At 71.1% G+C, this 21,275-nt stretch carries 17 protein-coding genes and 1 riboswitch; of the genes, 2 read left to right on the plus strand and 15 right to left on the minus strand.

Annotation, left to right across the window (positions count from 1 at the left end; translation table 11 throughout):
• Positions 1–82 precede the first annotated feature (82 nt).
• Positions 83–1,657, minus strand: a complete 1,575-nt coding sequence (locus ACP4E5_RS10120) for an APC family permease (protein ID WP_425827135.1) — start codon at positions 1,655–1,657, stop codon at positions 83–85.
• A gap of 213 nt (positions 1,658–1,870) precedes the next feature.
• On the opposite strand from ACP4E5_RS10120, the gene ACP4E5_RS10125 reads away from it, so the two are divergent.
• Positions 1,871–2,509 (plus strand): TetR/AcrR family transcriptional regulator, encoded by a 639-nt coding sequence (locus ACP4E5_RS10125; RefSeq protein ID WP_425827137.1) that lies wholly within the window; start codon positions 1,871–1,873, stop codon positions 2,507–2,509.
• Positions 2,510–2,551: 42 nt separating this feature from the next.
• Here ACP4E5_RS10125 and ACP4E5_RS10130 read toward each other — a convergent pair whose 3' ends face one another.
• Both ACP4E5_RS10130 and ACP4E5_RS10135 read right to left on the minus strand, forming a co-directional pair.
• A complete protein-coding gene (locus ACP4E5_RS10130; protein WP_425841176.1) occupies positions 2,552–3,334 on the minus strand; it encodes an SGNH/GDSL hydrolase family protein in 783 nt (260 codons plus the stop codon).
• Between the two features lie 218 nt (positions 3,335–3,552).
• Complete coding sequence (locus ACP4E5_RS10135) at positions 3,553–4,353, minus strand: M23 family metallopeptidase (RefSeq protein WP_425827139.1); 801 nt, start codon at positions 4,351–4,353, stop codon at positions 3,553–3,555.
• A 3-nt stretch (positions 4,354–4,356) separates the two neighbouring features.
• Positions 4,357–4,523: riboswitch (cyclic di-AMP (ydaO/yuaA leader) on the minus strand.
• 387 nt (positions 4,524–4,910) lie between these two features.
• Between ACP4E5_RS10135 and ACP4E5_RS10140 the strand changes: the two genes are divergently transcribed.
• The gene (locus ACP4E5_RS10140) at positions 4,911–5,708 is read left to right on the plus strand and encodes a tyrosine-protein phosphatase (RefSeq protein WP_425827141.1); all 798 of its coding nucleotides are present in this window, start codon (positions 4,911–4,913) and stop codon (positions 5,706–5,708) included.
• A gap of 116 nt (positions 5,709–5,824) precedes the next feature.
• Here the strand turns inward: ACP4E5_RS10140 and ACP4E5_RS10145 are convergent, their stop codons facing one another.
• From ACP4E5_RS10145 to hpnE, 12 genes are all read right to left on the minus strand, one after another.
• Positions 5,825–8,353 carry an ABC transporter permease gene (locus ACP4E5_RS10145; RefSeq protein ID WP_425827143.1) on the minus strand — a complete coding sequence of 843 codons (2,529 nt, stop codon included), beginning with the start codon at positions 8,351–8,353 and terminating at the stop codon, positions 5,825–5,827.
• A complete protein-coding gene (locus tag ACP4E5_RS10150; protein ID WP_425827145.1) occupies positions 8,350–9,186 on the minus strand; it encodes an ABC transporter ATP-binding protein in 837 nt (278 codons plus the stop codon). Before ACP4E5_RS10150 ends, ACP4E5_RS10145 begins: the two co-directional genes overlap by 4 nt.
• 130 nt (positions 9,187–9,316) lie before the next feature.
• Positions 9,317–9,574, minus strand: coding sequence for a DUF6126 family protein (locus ACP4E5_RS10155; RefSeq protein ID WP_425827147.1), 258 nt, complete (start codon positions 9,572–9,574; stop codon positions 9,317–9,319).
• The gene (locus tag ACP4E5_RS10160) at positions 9,567–10,220 is read right to left on the minus strand and encodes a helix-turn-helix domain-containing protein (RefSeq protein ID WP_425827149.1); all 654 of its coding nucleotides are present in this window, start codon (positions 10,218–10,220) and stop codon (positions 9,567–9,569) included. The genes ACP4E5_RS10155 and ACP4E5_RS10160 overlap by 8 nt, the downstream gene beginning before the upstream one ends.
• A 114-nt stretch (positions 10,221–10,334) precedes the next feature.
• Entirely contained in the window at positions 10,335–11,720 is a 1,386-nt protein-coding gene (locus ACP4E5_RS10165) for an aspartate aminotransferase family protein (RefSeq protein WP_425827151.1), read from the minus strand.
• The gene (gene dxs / locus ACP4E5_RS10170) at positions 11,717–13,624 is read right to left on the minus strand and encodes a 1-deoxy-D-xylulose-5-phosphate synthase (RefSeq protein WP_425827153.1); all 1,908 of its coding nucleotides are present in this window, start codon (positions 13,622–13,624) and stop codon (positions 11,717–11,719) included. Before dxs ends, ACP4E5_RS10165 begins: the two co-directional genes overlap by 4 nt.
• A 48-nt stretch (positions 13,625–13,672) precedes the next feature.
• On the minus strand, positions 13,673–14,836 hold the full coding sequence (gene ispG, locus ACP4E5_RS10175) for a flavodoxin-dependent (E)-4-hydroxy-3-methylbut-2-enyl-diphosphate synthase (RefSeq protein WP_425827155.1): 1,164 nt from the start codon (positions 14,834–14,836) through the stop codon (positions 13,673–13,675).
• A 7-nt stretch (positions 14,837–14,843) separates the two neighbouring features.
• Complete coding sequence (gene hpnH, locus ACP4E5_RS10180) at positions 14,844–15,866, minus strand: adenosyl-hopene transferase HpnH (protein ID WP_425827157.1); 1,023 nt, start codon at positions 15,864–15,866, stop codon at positions 14,844–14,846.
• Between the two features lie 6 nt (positions 15,867–15,872).
• Complete coding sequence (locus tag ACP4E5_RS10185; protein WP_425827159.1) at positions 15,873–16,529, minus strand: phosphorylase family protein; 657 nt, start codon at positions 16,527–16,529, stop codon at positions 15,873–15,875.
• On the minus strand, positions 16,529–18,535 hold the full coding sequence (shc, locus tag ACP4E5_RS10190; protein ID WP_425827161.1) for a squalene--hopene cyclase: 2,007 nt from the start codon (positions 18,533–18,535) through the stop codon (positions 16,529–16,531). The genes ACP4E5_RS10185 and shc overlap by 1 nt, the downstream gene beginning before the upstream one ends.
• A 98-nt stretch (positions 18,536–18,633) precedes the next feature.
• Positions 18,634–19,767, minus strand: a complete 1,134-nt coding sequence (locus ACP4E5_RS10195; protein ID WP_425841178.1) for a polyprenyl synthetase family protein — start codon at positions 19,765–19,767, stop codon at positions 18,634–18,636.
• 23 nt (positions 19,768–19,790) lie between these two features.
• Entirely contained in the window at positions 19,791–21,236 is a 1,446-nt protein-coding gene (gene hpnE / locus ACP4E5_RS10200; RefSeq protein ID WP_425827163.1) for a hydroxysqualene dehydroxylase HpnE, read from the minus strand.
• Between the last annotated feature and the right edge of the window lie 39 nt (positions 21,237–21,275).

A 21,275-nucleotide genomic window follows, 5' to 3' on the forward strand; every position in this document is an offset into this window, starting at 1 on the left:
GGGGCAGAGCCCCGAGTCGTCAACCACGGTGACCGGAACACGCGATGGGCCCCCGCCCGAGTGAGGCGGGAGCCCGTCGCGTTCAGAGCCCCTCGGCCCCACCACTGCGGGCTCGACGCCGGCCAGGCGCCCCGCACGCGTAGAACACCAACCCGATCACGACGAACAGCAGCAGCGGCAGCGCCTGGCTCAACGTGTACGGCAGCCGCTGGCCCGCGAACGACTCGGGCAGCGAGTCCGCCGGGTTGCCCGCCGTGCCGAACCAGCCCACCCCGAAGCCGGGCCAGACGAGCACGACCACGGTGAACGCCACGAATGCGGTGGCGAGCGCGGACACGATCCAGGCGCCCACGCGGCCGCCCGGCACGGCGTAGGGCCGCTCCTGGTCGGGGTACTTGCGGCGGAGCACGGAGAGGCTCGGGAACGTGATGACGTAGGAGATGAACGTCGTGCTGATGGTCAGGCCGAGGCCCGCCGCGAAGTACTTCTCGCCGTCGCCGCCGGTGAGGTTGAGGGCGACGACGAACAGGATCGAACCGAGCACGGCGGACAGGATGTTGACCCGCACCGGGGTGCCGTGCTTCTCGGAGATGCGGCCCAGCCAGGCCGGCCCCGCGCCGTCCGCGCACGCCACGGCCTGCGCGCGGTGGGCACCCATCGCCCAGGTGACACCGGAGGTGAGGAGGCCGACGATGAGGCCGGCCGCGGCGACCCCGCCGAACACGGAGCCGAGCCCGGTCAGCGTGACCGTGCCGTCGGCCGCGATCGAACCGCCGTAGACGGTGAAGACGGCCTTGCAGGCGTCGATGAAGCCGCCCAGGCTGCCGATCTCCTGGCTGGGCAGAACGAACAGGATGCCGAGGATGGGCCCTCCGTAGAGGAGCACGGCGGCGAGGCCGGAGCGCAGGATCGACAGGGGGATGTCGCGGCGCGGGTTCTTCATCTCCTCGGCGGCGGAGCTGGGCAGTTCGAAGCCCACGTAGTTGAAGATGAGCACCGGGACGAGCGCCACGAATCCGGCATACGTAGGAGTGAACTCGCCCGCGGGCAGGGCGTGCACGCCGTGTTCGGCGGCGTACACGACGACGGACACGAGGAAGAAGCCGAGCAGCACCACGCGCGCGACGGCGCCCGCGATGGGCACCCACTTGCCGATGCGCACGGACTGCACCACGGCGAGCGCGCCGCCCCAGATGAACACGAACCCGGCGACGTACTTCCACACGCCGGGCAGCGGCGTGAAGAACTCCTCCCAGGTGGTCAGCGCGATGATGCACAGGCTGCCGCCCACCCAGACCGGGTTGGAGATCCAGTACAGGAGCTGGTTGACGCCCGCGACGAGCCGGCCGAAGGCCAGGCGCGTCCACACGTACGGGCCGCCCTGCACGGGGAAGGCGGAGCCGAGTTCGGCGACGAGCAGCCCGTAGGGGAGGAAGAAGAGGACGGCCAGGATGACCATCCAGGTGAGGCCCTGCGGGCCCTGTGCGGCGACGGAGCCGATGGTGTCCAGGCCGACGAGCGTGCAGATGAGAAAGAACAGCACGTCCAGCCGGCGCAGGTCCTTGCGCAGCCGTGAGCGCTGCTCGCCCCAGCCTTCGGAGAGGTCGGGCTCGTCCCCGGCGGGCGGGGTCGGCGAGAGGGATGGCGCTTGGGTCACGATTGCTCCTGGCGAGAACAGCACGAAGACTTCACGAACGACATGGACGGCGTTGGGGCCTGCCCAGGCCGCGCTTACCCCCGACCGACCGACTTATTGACTGAACGGCCAGTCAGTAGTGGAACGTGACGTGACTGTGACCTGTCCGACGGCGAGGCGTCAAGAGTCCTGCGCGTGAACGAGTCGAGCCCCGGGAACAACTAGGCTTGCGGCGTGACCAGAGTCCGGTTGAGCGTGGCCGAGCGGCGCGAAGAGCTGCTGGGGGCCGCCATCGAGCAGATCGAGGCGCGCGGGGTGGCCGCCGTGCGCATCGCCGACGTGGCGTCGGCGCTCGGCGTGAGCAACGCGCTGGTGCTGTACCACTTCTCGACGAAGGAGAAGCTCGTCGCGGCCGCGTTCGCGCACGCCGCCGAGAGTGACCTGGCCCATCTGCGCAAGCTGCTCGGCCGCCGCACGACGGCCCTGAAGCGGCTGCGCGCCGCGGTGCGCTGGTACGCGCCGACGGGTCAGGCCAAGGGGTGGCGGCTGTGGATCGAGGGCTGGGCGGCGGCGCTGCGCGAGCCCGCGCTGCGGGAGGTCACGCGGGACCTCGACCGGCAGTGGAAGGCGGCGCTCGCGGAGGTGATCGCCGAGGGCGTGGCGGCGGGCGAGTTCGGCTGCCCCGAGCCGATGGCGGCGGCGCTGCGGCTCACGGCACTGCTCGACGGGCTCGCCGTGCAGATGACCGCGTACGACGACGGGCGCGCCAGGGCGGCCGCGGTGTCGCGGGCCCGCATGCAGGAGTGGGTGGATGAGGCGCTCGCCCGCGAACTGGGGCTCGAGCGCGCGGAGTTGACCGCGGCGGGGCGCTGACGGGAGGCCGTCAGCGCCACCGCTCCGCCGAGGTTCAACGCGTCAGGACGCCGCCTCCAGGTGCGCCTTCACCGCGTGCGGGTCGACGAAGCCCTTGGCCTGCACCCGGTCGCCGGAGGACTCGCCGCGAAGCCTGCGCCCGATCCACGGCACCAGGAACTCGCGCGCCCAGTGGATGTCGTCGCGCCGCACCTCGAACGTGCCGCGCGGCGGCAGCAGCGGCCACGCCTGCTCGGGGTCGGCCGGCACCTCGACGCCGAGCGCCTGGGCGGCGCGCAGCGCCACGCGCGTGTGCCCCTCGGGCGACAGGTGGAGGCGGTCGTCGTCCCAGGCCCTGCGGTCCTGGATGGACTTCAGGGACCACAGGTCGAGCATCAGGCAGCCGTGACGGTCGGCGATCGCCCGCACATGCATGTTGTACGTGGCGATCTTGCCGCGCAGGTGCTTGAGCACGGCCACGTCACGGGTGTCGAAGCCGGTGGCCACCATGACGGTGCCCGCCGCGTCGGTGAGCTTGAGGACGGCCTTCTCGAACCGTTCGGCCACGTCGTCCGGGTCGGTGCCGGGGCGGATGATGTCGTTGCCGCCGGCGACCAGGGTCACCAGGTCGGGGGCGAGCTCGACCGCCTTCGGGATCTGGTCCGCGACGATCTGGTCGAGGAGCTTGCCGCGCACGGCGAGGTTCGCGTACTTGAAGGTGTCCTCGGGCACCCGGTCGTCCAGGAGGACGGCGAGCCGGTCGGCCCAGCCCGCGAACTTTCCGTCGGGACCGGGGTCGCCGACTCCTTCGGTGAAGCTGTCGCCCACGGCCGCGTAGGACCGGATCGTGCCGTTGAGTGAGTCCCTGAGTGCTCTCGATTCGTTTGCCACGACCACACATCTTTCACCCTCGGGTGTGACCTACGCGACCGTAGCCAGGGGTTGACGGGTGGTGAGATAACCCACTCGCCACCTGGGGAATAAGCGCACGAACGCGATTCGGCGCCCGGGGAACGACCCCAGGCGCCGAAGGGAGCGAGCGGCCTCGACCGCTACGGGACGTCTCAGGCGTTCACACCGTGCTCGCTCAGGTACGCGATCGGGTCGATGTCCGAGCCGTAGTCCGCGGTCGTGCGGACCTCGAAGTGCAGGTGCGGTCCGGTGACATTGCCCGTCGCGCCGGACTTGGCGATCTCCTGGCCGGCCGTCACGGTGTCGCCCTGCGCGACGCCGATCGAGGACAGGTGGCCGTACTGGGAGTAGTGGCCGTCGGCGTGCTCGATGACGACCTCGTTGCCATATGCGCCGCCCGAGCCGGTCGAGACGACGGTGCCGTCGGCGATCGACTTCACGGAGGTGCCGGTCGGTACCGAGAAGTCGGCGCCGGTGTGGCTGCCGCTGGACCACATGGAGCCGGAGTTGCCGTAACCGGTGCCCTTGGCGCCGTCGACGGGCGCGACGTAGCCGCCGGAGGCGGTGGTCTTGGCGCTCGCCTGCGTGGCGGTGGCTGCACCCTCGGAACCGGAACCAGAACCGGAGCTGCTGTCGCTGCCGGCCGCGCCGCCGAGGTCGAGCTTGACGCCGATCTTGAGGTGGTCCGCGTTCGAGCCGACGGCGTCCTTGTTGTCCTCGTAGAGCTTCTTCCAGCCGCCGTCGACGTCGTGCGCCTTGGCGATCTTCGAGAGCGTGTCACCGGCCTTGACGGTGTACGTCGTGGCGTCGGCGGTGCCGTCGGACGTCGCGGCCTGCGCGCCGGTAGCGCCCATGAGCGGCAGCGCGAGCGCGGCTCCACCGGCGGAGGCGACGGCGGCGACACGGGCGATGCGCTGGGAGGTCGAAAGGCGGTGCTTTCCCTTTGCGGGCATGCTGAATTTCCTCTCCGTCGCCTACGAGGTGAGCTGTCGGGTTCGGGCTGGAGATGCCCGGCCGCGCCCGGGGAACGGGCACGGCTTCACCCCTAGCCGCTTGGGGAAATCCCTGCGCGGCGCACTGCGTGTGGGTCCCCCGCTCCTGCCGTGACGGGTAGTCGAAAGGAACCCGGGCGGCGGCAGGACTAGGCGTTCCGACCGGATTGATTGGTGACCGTAGGCGAACGGCAATGGCGGCGACAAACCCCGAATTCGCTTGCGGGGGCAATTCCTTGGGTTTCTGAGGCATCCCTGCGTAACCCTCCGTCGACATTCCCCGCTTTACCAACGCCATACCTTCGGGGATTACTGGGCGGCCAATCCGGGCCGCCCGCCACACAGCGTCACGAACATGAAGCCGGTCACGCACACGCCCACAAGCCCCTTCGATCCATGCACAGTTGCTACAGAACAGGGCGAATCGGACAGATGGTTGCCTGTGGAACCGATGTCGTATCGTCAGGAGCGCGCCCACCGGCGACCCAACGCCGGTGCACCGATTGGGAGGAGCCCCTGTGACGCAGCACGCACCGTCCACCGAGCCCGAGCTGACCGGAGTGCGCAACTTCCGAGACGTGGGCGGCCTGCCCACCGTGGACGGCCGGCGCGTGCGCCAGGGCGTACTGTTCCGCAGCGGTCACCTCGCCCACGCCACGGCCGAGGACGCGACCTTCCTCTCCTCCCTCGGTCTGCATACGGTCTTCGACTTCCGTAACTCCGCGGACCAGAAGCTGGAGGGCGCAGACGTCGAACTGCCCGGCGTGCGCAATCTGAACCTGCCGCTCAACGACCCGGCCGACGGCGCCGAATTCTGGACCATGGTCCGCGACGGCAACATCGACCAGCTGCGTCAGATCCTCTCCGAGGGCCGCGCGGCGAACCGGCTCGTCGAGTCCTACCGCACCATGATCAAGGAGCGCACCGCCGAGCACAGCCGCGTGCTGCACTCCCTCGCCGAGGACAGCCTGCCCGCGCTGATGCACTGCGCGGCGGGCAAGGACCGCGCGGGCCTCTCGATCGCCGTGACGCTGCTCGCGGTGGGCGTGGAGCGCGAGGCCATCGAGGCCGACTACCTCAAGTCGAACGAGAAGCACCGCCGCTACAACGTGCGCCGCACGGCCACCGCGAAGGACGCCTACTCCCCCGAGATCATGGAGCTGCTCAGCCCGCTCTTCGACGCCCGCGTCGAGTACCTCAACGCCGGCCTCGAGACCATCGACGAGGTCTGGGGCGGCACGGACCGCTACCTCGAAGAGGGCCTGAAGTTCACCGCGGCGACGCGCGAGCGACTGCGCGAGCGCCTCCTCGACTGACACCCGCTCTCTCGACTGACACCCGGCTTTCTCGACAGACACCCGCTCTCTCGGCTGACGCCCGGCATCACATGACGCCGGGCGTCACACGGTCGACCGATGCCTGACGTCATCCGTCACCCCTCCCTGTCGCGGAGTGCCGCGCGCGCAGGGAGGGTCACGGCGAGCAGCCCGAGGCACACCGCGCTCGCCGCGAACGTGCCGTACAGCAGCGGGGGTATGTACGGGGACTCTCCCGTCATGCCGCGCATCATCGGGGTCAGCGTGATCAGCGCGATGGCCGTGCCAAGCGCCACCCCCGCCGCCGATACCAGCAGGCTCTCCCAGCGGAGCATCCGCAGCACCTGGCGGCGCGTGGACCCGACGAGGCGGAGCACGGTCAGTTCGCGACGGCGGTCCAGGACCGTCATCACCAGGGTGTTGACCGCGGCGACGGCGGCGAAGCCGCCCAGGACCGCGGCCATCATGTAGTTGGACCAGGCGCCCAGTTCACTGTCCACGCTCCGCGCGACGGCGTACCCCGAAGCGTCGGTGACCTTGCCGAACGCGGTGAGCGGCGCGGCGTCTCCGCCGCGCACCAGCAGCGTGTCGTCGAAGCCCGATGTGACATGGCCTGCCAGGGAAGCACGGTCCATGGTCACCCCCGCCAGGCCGAGGCCCCGGCCGTAGACCGCGGCGACCTCCGGACGGGCCTTCGTGCCGTCGGGGAGATAGAGCGGCAGCTTGTCGCCCACCTTCACCGTCGCCGCCGTGGCGAGGGTCTTGTCGATGGCGATGCGGCCCGCGCCCACCCGGTCCAGGCGGCCGCCGCGTACATCCAGGTCCTGCACCTTGGCGAGCTCGGCTCCGGTGCCCGAGATGCCCTGGGTCGCGGTCGCCTGCAGCGACGTCTCCCCTCCCGAGGCGACCGGTACGAGCACCTGCGTGTCGAGCAGGCTCACGGCCGCGTCGACGCCGGGGGCGCGGGCGGCCCGGCCTGCGGCGCCGGCGGGGAGGCCTGCCGGATTGGTGACGACGTGGTCCGCCGTGATGCCGTCGCGCAGCTGGTCCGCGGCCACCTTGCTCTCGCTCGTGTGCATGAAGACCAACGTCGAGGCGAAGGCCATCGCCAGCACGATCGGGGTGATCGCGGACGCCAACCGGCGGGAATTCGTCCGGGAGTTGGCGGCCGCCAGCGAGGCCGAGGCGCCTCCTCCACGCAGCAGCAGGCCGAACAGCGCCGCGCACAACCGGGCAACCAGCGGGCCGAGCAGGGCGACGGCGAGCATGAGAAGCATGACCACACCGAGCGAGGCGTTCGCCGCGTCGGCGCCGGCCGTGGAGGCGGCGACACCGGCGAGCGCCGAGCCGCCACCGAGGGCCGCGAGGCCGAGCACGGTACGGATGACGCCCGGCCGCAGCCGCTCCACCGATGCCTCGGCGAGCGCCTGCCCCGGCTTGATCCGCGCGGGCCTGCGCCCGGCGATCCAGCCCGCACCGAGCGCGGTGAGCAGCCCGGTCCCGACGGCGGCGACCAGCGGGATCCACGAGACGTGCAGCTCGACCGCCTGCGGAACGGCCCCGCGGTCCTTCAGCTGCCCGAACCACCAGTGCGCGAGCCCGATGCCCGGCAGGCACCCGAGCACCCCGGCGAGCGGCGCGACGAGCAGCGCCTCGGAGGCGACCGCCCGGCGGATCTGCCGCGGGGTGGCGCCGACGGCACGCAGCAGCGCGAACTCGCGGGTGCGCTGCCCGACGGAGAGGGCGACCGTGCCCGCCGTGGTGAACACGGCCACCAGCGTGGCGATCCCGCCGAAGGAGCCGCCCAGCGCGGTGAGGGTCTCCTTGGCGTACGCCAGGCCGTGGTCCTCGACCTCGCCGCGGCCGTCGCCGGTCAGCACCTGCGCGCCGGAGCCCGCGAGCGCCTTCTCGACGGCTGCGGCCAGGGCGCCGGTGTCGGCGCCGTCCTTGGCCAGAACGGCGATGGCGTCGGCCTTGCCGGGGTGACCGGACAGCGCGGGGGCCTCGGCGTCGGCGAACCAGGCCGTGGCCCCGCCGCTGTCCCCGCCGCCGGCCGCCGAACCTGCCGCAGCGGCGTCACCGGCCCCGACCTCGGCAAGGCCCGACACCCGGAACTCCGTGCGCCCCGCGGCGGTTTCGAGCGCGACGGTGTCCCCGACGCCGGCCTTCGCGGTGCGGGCCGCGGCGGCGCCGAGCACCACCTCGCCCGTGCGCGGCGCGGCGCCCGCGGACAGCACGGTGCCGGTGAAGGCGTGCGAGTCCCAGCCGTGGCCGGTGAGCGCTCCGGCGCCCTGCCGCACCGGGAAGGTGAAGTCCGCCACCGCGGCCCCGACTCCCGGCGCGTGGGCGGCCTTCGCCGCGAGTCTCGCGTCCACGCGCGCGGTGTCCGGGAGCGGATACGTCGTTGTCTCCGGGCCGTCGACGGTGTCGGCGACGACCCGCGCGGACTGCTCGGCCGCCGCAACGACCGGCGCCTTCGCGTACCGTTGCGCCGGAACCGAGGCGCGTACGCCCGTCTCCAGCAGGGTGCCGCAGGCCGCGACGATCAACGCCGACATCAGCAGCGCGACGAATGTGCCCACGAACGAGGCGGGTTTGAAGCGCACGGCCGCCCGCGCCAGGCCGTTGGGGGCGAGGCTCCTCATGCCGCCGCCCCCGCCATCGCGCCCGCGCGGGAGGTCCGGGCGGCGAGTGTCGCCATCCGCGCCGCGATCCGCTCCGCCGAACCGCGCTCCAGGCTGTCGGCGAAGGCGCCGTCGGCGAGGAACAGCACGCGGTCGGCCCAGGCGGCCGCGGCCGGATCGTGGGTGACCATGACAACCGTGGCACCAAGGGCGTCCACCGCGTTGCGGAGCAGGCCGAGGACCTCCGCGGCGGTGCCGGTGTCGAGGGCGCCGGTCGGCTCGTCGGCGAACACCACGTCGGGGCTCGTGACCAGGGCGCGGGCGACGGCCACACGCTGCTGCTGGCCACCGGAGAGCTCGCCGGGGCGGCGCCGCGCCTTGTCGGCGAGCCCGACCTGCGCGAGCATCGCCGATGCCCGGCGGCGGTCCTGGCGCCGGCCGGCGAGACGCATGGGCAGCAGCACGTTCTGCTCCACGGTCAGCGACGGCAGCAGGTTGAACGCCTGGAAGACGAAGCCGAGGCGGCTGCGGCGCAGCTCGGTGAGGCTGTTCTCGCTCATGCCGGTGATCTCCGTGCCACCGAGGCGCACGGAACCCGCCGACGGCCGGTCGAGCCCGGCGGCGCACTGCAGGAAGGTGGACTTGCCGGACCCGGACGGCCCCATCACGGCCGTGAACGTGCCGCGCGGCAGCGCGAGGTCGACGCCCGCGAGAGCGTGCACCGCCGCAGCCCCGCGCCCGTAATGCCGCCGTACACCGCGCAGTTCAACAGCGAGCCCAGGCGTGCCGGCCGCGGCCGGTGCCTCCGGCCCGTTGTCCTCCGTCGTCCGCCGCTTGCCCCTGCGTAGCCTCATGGCCCTGTCCCCGCCCTCTCGTACTCACCGTCGTTCGTTCTGACGGAGAGGAGTGTGCGAGAACGGCCGGGCGCCTGGCGTCATACCGGGGAGCCAACATGGAGGTGCTACCGCAGTAGGGGGTGCCGCCTCACTGGTTCCCGCCCAGCGTGAACAGCAAGTAGATGAACCCCGCCACCGCATGCCCCGCGAAGACGTACACGAGGACCCGGATCAGGATGCCGCGCGGGAGCTTGTCCTCGATCTGGCGGCGGGCGGGGCCCGGGGCCGCCGCGGTCGCGTCAGCCACGTAAGCAGCGCCGACCGCACCGACCGTGTCAGCCGTGACGGCTCTGTCTGCGGATTCGGCGGATTCGGTGGAGTCAGCGGCGTCAGCCGATTCAGCCATGGCGGGTCTCCTTTACCGGCCCCGCCGACGGCCCGAGGCACAACGCGGCCGTCGGGCTCTGCAGCAGGGTGTGGACGAAGAGGAAGTCGACGCCGCCCGGGTCGACGGCGGCGATCCGGTGCGGGGTGAGGGAGTCGAAGTGGGAACTGTCGCCCGGATCCAGCCGGTAGGACGTGTCCCCGAGCCGCAGCCGCAGGCGGCCCGACAGGACGTACAGCCACTCCTCCCCCGGATGCACGCGCACGACATCGCCCTGGGACCCGTACGGCGCGTGGACCTGCAACGCCTGCATGCCGCGGCCGGGCGACCCGGCCTGCCGGTACGTCCAGCCACCGGCTTCGGTGGGCTCCAGCGCGCCGCCGCGCACGACCGCGTCCCGGCCGGCGGGCGTCTCGCCGAGCAGTTCGGATACGGTCGTACCGTAGATACGGGCGAGCGAGAGCAGCATCGGCAGCGAAGGCTGACGCTGCCCGGTCTCCAGGCGGGAGAGGTGCGCCGGGGACAGACCGGCGGATCCGGCGGCGGCCTCCAGCGTGAGGGCCGCGCGGCGGCGCAGTGCGCGGAGCTGGGGCGCGACGGCGGGAAGTTCCGGGGGTTCCGGAACCTCCGCACCGTCCGCCTCGTCCGGCGAGAGGGCAGGGCTCATGCTCTCGATTCAGCCAGAGCCATGCCCCTCCGGCAACTTTCTTGCCTCAGAGGCAAAGACCCGCCGCCCGAAGGCGGAGCGAGCGGGCTCAGCGGACAGCCACCGCGCGAAGCGTCAGCGGTTCGCCACCGCCTGCTTGATCAGCGTCTTGCTGAAGTCCCACATCAGCCCGCCCCCACTGTGCGCGTCGTCCATGACCGCCGTGAACGCCTCGACGAACCGCTCGACGTCGGCCTCGTTCACCACGAGCGGCGGGATCAGTTTGATGACTTCGAGGTGGTCGCCGGAAACCTGGGTCAGGATCCGGTGCTTCTGGAGCAGCGGCACCACGACCATCTGCGCGAACAGGCCCTTGCGCGCCGCCTGCAACATCGTCCAACGGCTACGCAGTTTCAGGGACTTGGGCCGTCCGAACTCGATGCCGATCATCAGCCCGCGCCCGCGCACGTCACTCAACAGCTCATAACGGTCCACGAGTTCACCGAGGCGCGACTTCAACAGGTCACCCATCGCCCGTGCGTTCGCGACCGTCTCCTCGTCCTCCATCACCGACAGCACGGCGAGGCCCGCCGCCATCGCCTGCGCGTTGGAGCCGAAGCTCGCCGAGTGGACGAGGACCCGGTCCATGGACGAGTAGACCTTCTTGAAGATCCAGTCCTTGCCGAGCGTCGCGCCGACCGGCACATACCCTCCCGACAGCGCCTTCGCGACGCACACCAGGTCCGGCTCGACGCCCTCCTCGTGCTGGTAGGCGTAGAAGTCACCGGTGCGTCCGAGCCCGGTCTGCACCTCGTCCGCGATCAGCAGCGCCTTGTGCTTCCGGAGCAGTTCCTGCGCGGCGAGCAGATAGCCGGGCGGCGACTCGTACACGCCCTTGCCCTGGATCGGTTCGACGATGAGCCCGGCGACATCGCCCTGCTTCAACTCCCTTGCCAGCGCGTCGAGATCGCCGAGCGGGACCGGGGTGTCGGGCAGCAGCGGGGCGAAGCCGTCGCGGAAGCCGTCCTCCCCGTTCACCGACAGCGATCCGGTCGTCAGGCCGTGGAACGCGTGCGCGCAGTACAGGATCCGCGGCTTGCCGGTCGCGTACCGCGCGAACTTCAGCGCCGTCTCGACCGCCTCCGTACCACTGTTGCCGAAGAACACCCGGTCCAGGTGCGGGCTGTGCGCCACCAGCTTCTCGGCCAGCAGGCCCGGGAGCGGCTGGCAGTCGAAGCGGGTCAGGTCGGCGAGCGAGGCGTCGAGGACGTCATGCAGCGCCTTGCGTACGACGGGGTGGTGCCGGCCGAGGCCCATGACACCGAATCCGGCGAGCATGTCCAGGTAGTCGTTGCCGTCGGCATCCCAGAAGTGCGCGCCCTCGGCCCGCTCGTATACCTTGTCGAAGCCGATGGTGTGGAGCATCTTCGGCAGTTGGTGGTTGAGGTACTTGGTGTGCAGCTCGTACCGTTCGGCGCCGCGCTCGGCGAGCAGCGTGCCGAGGTCGAACTCCTTGCTCATGCGTCGTTCTCCTTGCCAGCCCCTGCGGACTTGCCGGCTTTCAGGTTCAGGGAGGCGCTGATCCGCCCCGCGATCTCCACGGGCGTCAGACCGATGTCGGCGAGCACCTCACCGCGTTTGGCGTGCGGCAGGAACTGCTCGGGGATCCCGAACCGCCGTACGGGCACGTCGACTTCGGCGTCCCCCAGCGCCAGCGCGACGGCCGAACCGACGCCGGCCGCCCGGCTGTTGTCCTCCACGACGGCGACCAGCTCGTGCCCGGCGGCCAGCGGTGCGAGGGCGGGATCGACGGGTTTGACCCAACGGGGGTCCACCACCGTGCAGTTGATGCCGCGTGCCTCCAGCAGTTCCGCGGTCTGCAGGCACACCGGCGCCATGACGCCGACCGAGACCAGCAGCACCCGCGGCTCCTCGGCCCGGTGCAGTACGTCGACGCCGCCGACCCGGTCGACCGCCGCGATCGGCTCGCCCACCGACTCCTTGGGGAACCGCAGCATGGTCGGCGCGTCGTCGACGGCGACGGCCTCCCTCAGCTGGGAGCGGAGCTGGTCGGCGTCGCGCGGCGCGGCGATCCGCAGGCCGGGCACGACCTGGAGCACGGACATGTCCCACATGCCGTTGTGGGAGGGCCCGTCGGCGCCGGTGACGCCGGCCCGGTCGAGCACGAAGGTGACTCCGCAGTTGTGCAGCGCGACGTCCATCAGGAGCTGGTCGAAGGCCCGGTTGAGGAAGGTCGCGTACACCGCGACGACCGGGTGCAGTCCGCCCGTCGCGAGCCCGGCGGCCGACACGGCGGCGTGCTGTTCGGCGATCCCGACGTCCCACACCCGCTCGGGGAACTCCGCCGCGAACTTGGTGAGTCCCACCGGGTGCAGCATCGCCGCGGTGATCGCGACGACGTCCTCGCGCTCGCGCCCGATGCGGACGATCTCGTCGCCGAACACCGAGGTCCACGAAGGGCCGTTGGAGGGCGCGAGCGGCTCGCAGGTGAGCGGGTCCATCACGCCGACGGTGTGGAAGCGGTCGGCCTCGTCGGCGAGCGCGGGCTCGTAGCCGCGCCCCTTCTCGGTGAGACAGTGCACAAGTACCGGGCCGTGGAAGCGTTTCGCACGTCGCAAGGCGGATTCGACGGCGCCCACGTCATGGCCGTCGATGGGGCCGACGTACTTGAGGCCCAGGTCCTCGAACATGCCCTGCGGCGCGAACGCGTCCTTGAAGCCCTTCTTCGCGCCGTGCAGCGACTCGTACACGGTGTGCCCGACGACGGGTGTGCGCTGCAGCACTTCCTTGCCCCAGGCCAGCACCTTCTCGTACGAGTCCGTGGTGCGCAGCGTCGCCAGGTGGTTGGCGAGGCCGCCGATGGTGGGCGCGTAGGAGCGCTCGTTGTCGTTGACGACGATGATGAGCGGCCGGTCCTTGGCGGCCGCGATGTTGTTGAGTGCCTCCCAGGCCATGCCGCCGGTCAGCGCGCCGTCGCCGATGACGGCGACGACGTGCCCGCGCTCGCCCTGCACCTGGTGCGCCTTGGCGAGCCCGTCGGCCCAGCCGAGCGCCGTGGAGGCGTGCGAGTTCTCCACGACGTCGTGCTCGGACTCCTCACGCGAGGGGTAGCCGGACAGGCCGCCCTTGCCGCGCAGTTTGGAGAAGTCCTGTCGGCCCGTCAGAAGCTTGTGCACATAGCTCTGGTGGCCGGTGTCCCACACGAGGCGGTCGACCGGTGATTCGAAGACCCGGTGCAGCGCGATGGACAGTTCCACCACGCCCAGGTTCGGCCCGAGGTGACCCCCCGTCCTCGCGACCGCGTGGATGAGGAACTCCCTGACCTCCAGGGCCAGTTCACCGACCTCCTCCTCGCTCAGTGCCTTCAGGTCGCGCGGCCCCCGGATGGTTTCCAGAATCGTCACGCTCGAGCCCCCTTCCCGTCCGTACTCAAGAAATCAGCACTTAAGAACTCAGCTCACCGTGACGTCGGGCGCTCCCGACGCGACGCCGTCCTTCTCCATCTGTTCCGCGATCTTCATCGCCTCTTCGATGAGGGTCTCGACGATCTTCGACTCGGGGACGGTCTTGATGACCTCGCCCTTGACGAAGATCTGGCCCTTGCCGTTGCCGGACGCGACACCGAGGTCCGCTTCGCGTGCCTCGCCCGGACCGTTGACCACGCACCCCATGACGGCCACCCGCAGCGGCACCTCCATGCCGTCGAGCCCGGCGGTCACCTCGTCGGCGAGCTTGTAGACGTCCACCTGGGCGCGCCCGCAGGACGGGCACGACACGATCTCCAGGCGCCGCTGCCGCAGGCCCAGTGACTCCAGGATCTGGATGCCGACCTTGCACTCCTCGGCGGGCGGCGCGGACAGCGAGACCCGGATGGTGTCACCGATGCCCTCCGAGAGCAGCGCCCCGAAGGCCACGGCGGACTTGACGGTCCCCTGGAAGGCGGGGCCCGCCTCGGTGACACCGAGGTGCAGCGGGTAGTCGCACTGCGCGGCGAGCTGCCGGTACGCGTTGACCATGACCACCGGGTCGTTGTGCTTCACCGAGATCTTGATGTCCCGGAAGCCATGCTCCTCGAAGAGCGAGGCCTCCCACAGCGCCGACTCGACGAGGGCCTCGGGGGTCGCCCTCCCGTACTTCTGGAGGAGGCGCTTGTCCAGCGAGCCGGCGTTGACCCCGATGCGGATCGGCGTGCCCGCGTCCGAGGCGGCCTGCGCGATCTGCTTGACCTTGTCGTCGAACTGCTTGATGTTGCCCGGGTTCACGCGCACCGCCGCGCATCCGGCGTCGATCGCGGCGAACACGTACTTCGGCTGGAAGTGGATGTCCGCGATCACGGGGATCTGCGACTTGCGCGCGATGGTCGCGAGCGCGTCCGCGTCGTCCTGCGTGGGACACGCCACGCGCACGATCTGGCAGCCGGAGGCGGTCAGTTCGGCGATCTGCTGGAGCGTCGCGCCGATGTCGGACGTGCGCGTCGTGGTCATCGACTGCACGGAAACGGGTGCGCCGCCTCCCACGGCCACCGGTCCGACCTGGATCTGACGGCTGACTCGCCGTTCAGCGATGGGTCGGACCGGCACCTCGGGGAGGCCCAGAGAAACGGGCTCTCCGTTCATGACACGCTCACCCACGGTTCCCGGCGACGGTCTCGGACATGGCGCGGATGGACTCCTTCAGCGACCCCATGGTGGCGAGCACGGCGGTCGGCTCGTAGCCGCAGTGCGCCATGCAGTTGTCGCAGCGCGGGTCCTTGCCGCGGCCGTAGGCGTCCCAGTCGGTCTTCTCGATGAGCTCCTTGTACGTGGGCACGTACCCGTCCGCCATCAGGTAGCAGGGCTTCTGCCAGCCGAACAGCGAGTAGTTGGGGATGGCCCACGCGGTGCACGGGAAGTCGACCTTGCCCTCGAGGAAGTCGAGGAACAGGGGCGAGTGGTTGAGCCGCCAGCGCCGCCGGTTGCCGCCCGTGAACGCCTTCTTGAAGAGCTCACGGGTCTGCGTGACACCCAGGAAGTGGTCCTGGTCGGGCGCCTTCTCGTAGGCGTACGCGGGCGAGATCATCATCTCGTCGACCTGGAGGTCGTCGTTGAGGTAGTTGAGCACCTCGATGATGTTCTGCGGGGTGTCCGTGTTGAAGAAGGTCGAGTTCGTGGTGACCCGGAAGCCGCGCCGCTTGGCCTCCTTGATCGCCTCGACCGCCTCGTCGAAGACACCTTCCTTGGCGACGGACTCGTCGTGCCGCTCGCGCATGCCGTCGATGTGCACGGTGAAGGCGAAGTACGGCGAGGGCGTGAACTTCTCCATCTTCTTGCGCAGCAGCATCGCGTTGGTGCACAGGAAGACGTACTTCTTCTTGGCCACCAACTGCCGCACGATCTCATCGATCTGAGGGTGCATCAGCGGCTCGCCGCCCGCGATGGACACCATCGGCGCGCCCGATTCGAGGACGGCGCCGACGGCCTGGGCGACCGGCATGCGCTGCTTGAGCACCCCGGCCGGGTGCTGGATCTTTCCGCAGCCCTCGCACTTCAGGTTGCAGGCGAAGAGGGGCTCCAATTCGACGATGAGCGGAAACTTGTCCCGCCGGCGGATCTTCTGTTCAGCGAGATATGTCGCGACCTTGATGGACTGGCGAAGCGGCATGGCCATCTGGGCTCACCTCCGAGGGAGCAGCAAAGAACGGTGCCATTCGAAAAAAGCGGGAAGGACGGCACGAAGGACACGGAAAGCCGATAGTCCACCGCGAACCGTGCCGATCCTGACGAGTTCATGTTCTGGAGCGTCCACGACCACTCGGACGGCGGCAACCGGACGCTTCCCGGTGCCGCCGGCCGCCCGCAGGGTCGCGGCGGACTCCATGTCGACGGCGATCGCGCCGGTCGCGAGCAGGTCGGCCCGCTCGTGACCGCGCACCACATGGTCCGAGCCGGTCAGCGGCCCGGTGTGCACGGTCCTGCCGGGCACGGCCCTGACCAGCTCCTTGACGAGGAGATCCGTGCCCGCGCACGGCGTGGAGCCGTGCGTGTCGCGGGTCTCCTCGGCCACGACGAGGTCGCCGGGGTGCATGCCGGGCGCGAGCCCGGCGCAGAACCCGGTGGCCACGACGGCGGCGTCGCGCAGCACGGTGTCACCGAGCGCCTGGGTCACGGCGCGCTCGGCGGCCCTGGGGCCCATGCCCGTACGCAGCACGGTCACGGGGCTCGTGGCCCCGGCCCGGCTGCCGCTGCGCAGCGCGAGGTGCTCGATGCCGAGCGCACAGGCGACCAGCAGCGGCGCGGTCTCCGGTGGGCGGGCCACCGGCGATGCGGTCATCAGCTCCCCTTGGTGGCGGCGCTCTTGTCACTGAAGGGCTCGCCGTGGACGTACCGGCCGAGCGCGGTCAGCGGGAACACCTGCCGGTACAGGTGGTAGTTGATCGAGAAGTCCCAGGGGAAGCCGGTGCCGGTGAAGTACGGCTCGTTCCAGGTGCCGTCCTCGGTCTGGGTGTCGGCGAGGTACGTGACACCCCGCTCGACGGCCTTCGACTCCCGCTCCCCCGCCGCGAGGAGCGCGAGCAGCGCCCAGCCGGTCTGTGAGGCGGTCGAGGCGCCGTGCCCCTTCCAGTCCTCGTAGCGGTACGAGCGAAGGTCCTCGCCCCAGCCGCCGTCCTCGTTCTGGACCGACTCCAGCCAGCTGACGGCCCGTCTGATCGCGGGGTGCGAGGCGGGCAGGCCGGCCGCGACGAGTGCGGGCACCACGGACCCTGTTCCGTATACGTAGTTGACGCCCCAGCGGCCGAACCAGGCGCCGTTGTCCTCCTGTTCGGCGAGCAGCCACTCGATGCCGCGCCGGGTGCGCGGGTCGCGTGTGTGGCCCTCGACAGCGAGCATCTCGACGACGTGCCCGGTGACGTCGGCGGACGGCGGGTCGATGACCTCGCCGAAGTCGCAGAACGGCAGCCGGTTGGGGAACGGGCTGGTGTTGTCGACGTCGAAGGCGCCCCACGCGCCGTTCTTCGACTGCATGCCGAGGTTCCAGCGCACGCCGCGCTCGATGGCCTTCTCGACGCGCACCTTGTCGGGGTGGGCGACGCGGCGCAGCGCGAGCACGACCTCGGCGGTGTCGTCGATGTCGGGGTAGTTGTCGTTGTCGAACTCGAAGGCCCAGCCGCCCGGTTCGAGGGCAGGCCGGCGCACGGACCAGTCGCCGGGCCGGTCGATCTGCTCGGTGATCATCCACTCGGCGGCCCTGACGAGCGCCGGGTGGTCGGCGGGGAGTCCTGCGTCGGCGAGCGCGATGGTCGCCAGGCACGTGTCCCACACCGGCGACTGGCAGGCCTCGATCATCCGGGCCCCGTCCTCGCGCCACACGGCGAACCGGTCGAGGGACTCCAACCCGGCCTTGAGGACCGGGTGTTCGAGGTCGTAGCCGAGCAGGTGGAGCGCGATGACGGAGTAGACGGCGGGCGGCTGGATGCCGCCCCAGCAGCCGTCGTTCTCCTGCCGCTCGATGATCCAGCGGGCCGCCGAGTTGATCGCGGCCTTGCGCAGCCGCTTCAGGGTCACCTTGCGGTAGCCGTGCATGATCTTGTCGAGCCGCTGGAACGCGCCGTCCCAACTCGCCACCGGAGCAAGCGGCTTGGCCGGATTCGGGTCGCGGGCGCCGGTGTGCAGCTCGTCCAGCGGGAACGGCGCGGGGCGCACCGGGCGCTTCGCCGACACGATGGTGAGCGGCACGATGGTCTGCCGGGCCCAGCAGCCGAAGTCGTAGATGTTGAGCGGCATCCACTTGGGGAAGTAGATGAGCTCCGGGGGGAGTTCGGGGAGGTCGTCCCACTTCCACCAGCCGAACAGGGCCAGCCAGATCCGGGTGAACACGCGGCTCGCGGCGATGCCACCGCGCTCGCGGATCCACGCGGAGGCCCTGGCCATGTGCGCGTCGTCCGGGGAGTCACCTGCCAGGCGCAGCGCGACGTACGCCTCGATGGTGGTGGACAGATCGCCGGGGCCTCCGTAAAAGGTGGCCCAGGTGCCGTCGTCGCGCTGCTCTCCGCGGATGAACAGGGCGGCGGCGTCGGTGGTGGCCTTGTCCCTGATGCCGAGGAACTGCCGCAGCAGCAGGTCTTCGGCGTCCATCGTCACGTTGGTGTCGAGGTCGCCCTTCCACCAGCCCCGGTCGTCCTGCCGCGCGAGCAGGAAGTCCGTGGCGCGCTGTATGGCTCGGCCGGCGGCGGCTTGGGTCCCTGCCGCCTCGGGGGTCGTGTCGGTCAGTTGGGCAGTGGTGGCCGAGGTTGCCTGCGGCGCCGTGGCGCCGGTGCTTCCGTCGGTCGTCGCTGTCATGGCTATCCCTTCATGCAGTACTTCTTCTCTGCTGGGTAACCGTCGGCCGGAGCCCTGGCGGGACACCGGCCGGCGACGTCATATGCGGCCGATAGTGATCATCTCTTTCGTACGACGACGAAGTCGGCGAGCGCCACGAACTGGGCGCGCACCGTGGCTGACATCTGGACGGAGTCCAGGGCTTCGAGGGCGACGGCGTACTGGCGCCGCGCTTCTTCGGCGGTCCACTCGCGCCCGCCGGCCTCCTCGATGAGGGCGGCGCGGGCGGCGAAGTCCGCCTCGGTGAAGGTGTCGAAGTCGACGTCCTTGGCGTCGGCGGCGAGGAGCTCGCCGAGCTGCTCGGAGGCCGGTCCGCCGGCGCCGAGCGCGGCGACGACCGGCAGGGACTTCTTGCGCTGGCGCAGGTCGCTCCAGGTCTGCTTGCCGGTCGACTCGGGGTCGCCCCAGATGCCGAGCAGGTCGTCGACGGCCTGGAAGGCGAGGCCCAGGTGGTAGCCGTACTTCTCCAGGGCGTCGGCGGTCGCGTCGTCGGCGCCGCCGAGGACCGCGCCGATGGAGGAGGCGCAGGCGAGCAGGGCGCCCGTCTTGTTGCCCTCCATCTCCAGGCACTCCACGACGCTGACGCGCTCGCGGTGCTCGAACCCGATGTCCTGCGCCTGGCCGTCGATGAGGGCGCGGGTCGCGGTGGTGAGGCGGCGCGTGGCGCGGCCGGCGTCGACGGTCTCCAGCTCCAGGATGACCTCGTTGGCCAGCGCGAACAGGGCGTCGCCTACGAGGATCGCCTGGGCGGGACCGTGCACCTTCCACACGGTGTCGCGGTGGCGGCGCTGCTCGTCGCCGTCCATCAGGTCGTCGTGCAGCAGCGAGAAGTTGTGGACGAGCTCGACCGCGACGGCGCCCGGCACGCCGACCTCGGGGTCGGCGCCCGCGGCCTGCGCGGAGAGCACGGCCAGGGCGGGGCGCACGGCCTTGCCGCCGTCGCCGTCGGCCGGGTTGCCCTCGGCGTCGATCCAGCCGAAGTGGTAGGCGGCGACGGTGTCCATCGGCGATGCCAGGCGGTCCACCGCCGCCTTCAGTACGGGGGTGGCCAGGGTTCGGCCGCGCTCCAAAAGCGCGGTCACGTCCACCGCGTCGGCAGCCTCTGGGGCCGAGGGCACAGGTGGCACAGTCTCTCCTTGTGTAACCGGATACAGCGTTGTCGGCTTGTCGACCTGGCGCGGGTCGCTGGTCACGTTCACCGTGGGAAGTTCGCTGGTCACGCCGCCTCCCGGTACAGATGGCCGCGGGGGCGGCCGAACGCGGCGAGTGCCGCGTCGGCGGCGCTGGTGCCGCTGCGGACAGCGCCTTCCATGGTCGCGGGCCACCCGGTGGCGGTCCACGCGCCGGCCAGGTACAGGCCGGGGGCATTGGTGCGGGCCGTGGGCCGCAGCGCGCCGACTCCGGGGGTCGGCGCGAAGGTCGCCGTCCGCTCCCGGGTGACGAAGAAGTCGTGGATCGTGGCGCCGCGCGCGGCGGGCAGCAGCCGCTCCAGCTCCGGCAGGTACCGCTCGCGCAGGGTGGCGACCGGTGTGTCGATCTCGTCCTGGGCGGCCGACTGGGAGACGGCGAGGTACTGGGCGCCCGGCAGCGTGCGGGCAAGCCCGGAGGCGTCCGTGCGGTCGAAGACCCACTGGACGGGCGAGCCGAGCGCGGTGAAGAAGGGCTGCTTGAGGACCTTGCGGCCGTAGACGACGTGCAGGTTGAGGATCGGCGCGGTGCCGATGTCGAGCAGCCGGCCGGCGTCGTCGAGGGCTCCCGCGGGCAGCAGGTCGTGCGCCTCGCGCTGCGGTACGGCGAGCACGACGGTGTCGGCGGCGAGGATCTGGCCGGAACCGTCCGCCCCTTCGGGAACCTCGACGGCCCAACGTCCGTTGTCCGTACGGGAGATGGAGGTGACGCGTGTACGGAGTTCGGTGCGTACGCCCGCGGAGTCGAGCGCCTTGCGGGCGAGAGTGTCGTGGAGTTCACCGAGGGGCACCTTGGCCCAGCCGATGTCGGCGGCGCCGGGCTCGGACAGCAGCCCGGTCTTGAAGACCATGGCGGCCAGGCCCAGCGAGGCCTCGCCCGCCACGGCGTTCAGGGTCGCCACGCCGACGAGGTCCCACAGCGCCTCGATGGCCCGCTGCGTCTGACCGTGTTCGGCCAGCCAGGAGCCGAAGTCCCGCTTGTCGAGCGCCGGATCGACGGGATCGAGGCCCTTGAGGGCGAGCGCGGCGCGGCCGACGGCCGCCCGCTCGGCGAGCGAGAGGTGCGGGTACGTGGCGAGGCTCTTGGCCAGATGCAGCGGCACGGGCAGCGCGGTGCGCCGCAGCCGGCCGAGCCGGTTCCTCTCGGCGTCGAGTACGGGCACGTCGAGTCGTTCCTGCAGAGGCGCGAGCGGCGCGGCGTCGACGCGGTCGAGGAACCAGCGGTAGGCGGTGCAGCAGCGCAGGTACACGTGCTGACCGTTGTCGACGGTGAGGTCGCCGCGCTTGAAGGAGAACGCGAGGCCGCCGAGCCGGGGCCGCCCTTCGAGGAGGGTGACGTCCATGCCGCCGTCGGCGAGGGCGAGCGCGGAGGTGATTCCCGCGAGCCCACCGCCGACGACCACGGCTGTGGGCCGTGCGCGGTCCCCGGCGGGTTCCGCCTGGCGCACGTCGCCGGACGTGGTCCCCTCGCTCATGCGCCCTCCCCCTGGGTTGTGCCTTCGGTGGTGCGTACG

The organism is Streptomyces fractus (genome assembly GCF_049844455.1).
Lineage (GTDB): Bacteria > Actinomycetota > Actinomycetes > Streptomycetales > Streptomycetaceae > Streptomyces > Streptomyces fractus.

Bases quoted from the DNA above. Each gene is read 5' to 3' on its own strand.
- ispG (WP_425827155.1), bottom strand. From the start codon at position 14,836: ATGAACGGAGAGCCCGTTTCTCTGGGCCTCCCCGAGGTGCCGGTCCGA.
- ACP4E5_RS10165 (WP_425827151.1), bottom strand. From the start codon at position 11,720: ATGAGCAAGGAGTTCGACCTCGGCACGCTGCTCGCCGAGCGCGGCGCC.
- ACP4E5_RS10160 (WP_425827149.1), bottom strand. From the start codon at position 10,220: ATGAGCCCTGCCCTCTCGCCGGACGAGGCGGACGGTGCGGAGGTTCCG.
- ACP4E5_RS10150 (WP_425827145.1), bottom strand. From the start codon at position 9,186: ATGAGGCTACGCAGGGGCAAGCGGCGGACGACGGAGGACAACGGGCCG.
- ACP4E5_RS10145 (WP_425827143.1), bottom strand. From the start codon at position 8,353: ATGAGGAGCCTCGCCCCCAACGGCCTGGCGCGGGCGGCCGTGCGCTTC.
- hpnE (WP_425827163.1), bottom strand. From the start codon at position 21,236: ATGAGCGAGGGGACCACGTCCGGCGACGTGCGCCAGGCGGAACCCGCC.
- ACP4E5_RS10135 (WP_425827139.1), bottom strand. From the start codon at position 4,353: ATGCCCGCAAAGGGAAAGCACCGCCTTTCGACCTCCCAGCGCATCGCC.
- ACP4E5_RS10155 (WP_425827147.1), bottom strand. From the start codon at position 9,574: ATGGCTGAATCGGCTGACGCCGCTGACTCCACCGAATCCGCCGAATCC.
- shc (WP_425827161.1), bottom strand. From the start codon at position 18,535: ATGACAGCGACGACCGACGGAAGCACCGGCGCCACGGCGCCGCAGGCA.
- ACP4E5_RS10185 (WP_425827159.1), bottom strand. From the start codon at position 16,529: ATGACCGCATCGCCGGTGGCCCGCCCACCGGAGACCGCGCCGCTGCTG.
- hpnH (WP_425827157.1), bottom strand. From the start codon at position 15,866: ATGGCCATGCCGCTTCGCCAGTCCATCAAGGTCGCGACATATCTCGCT.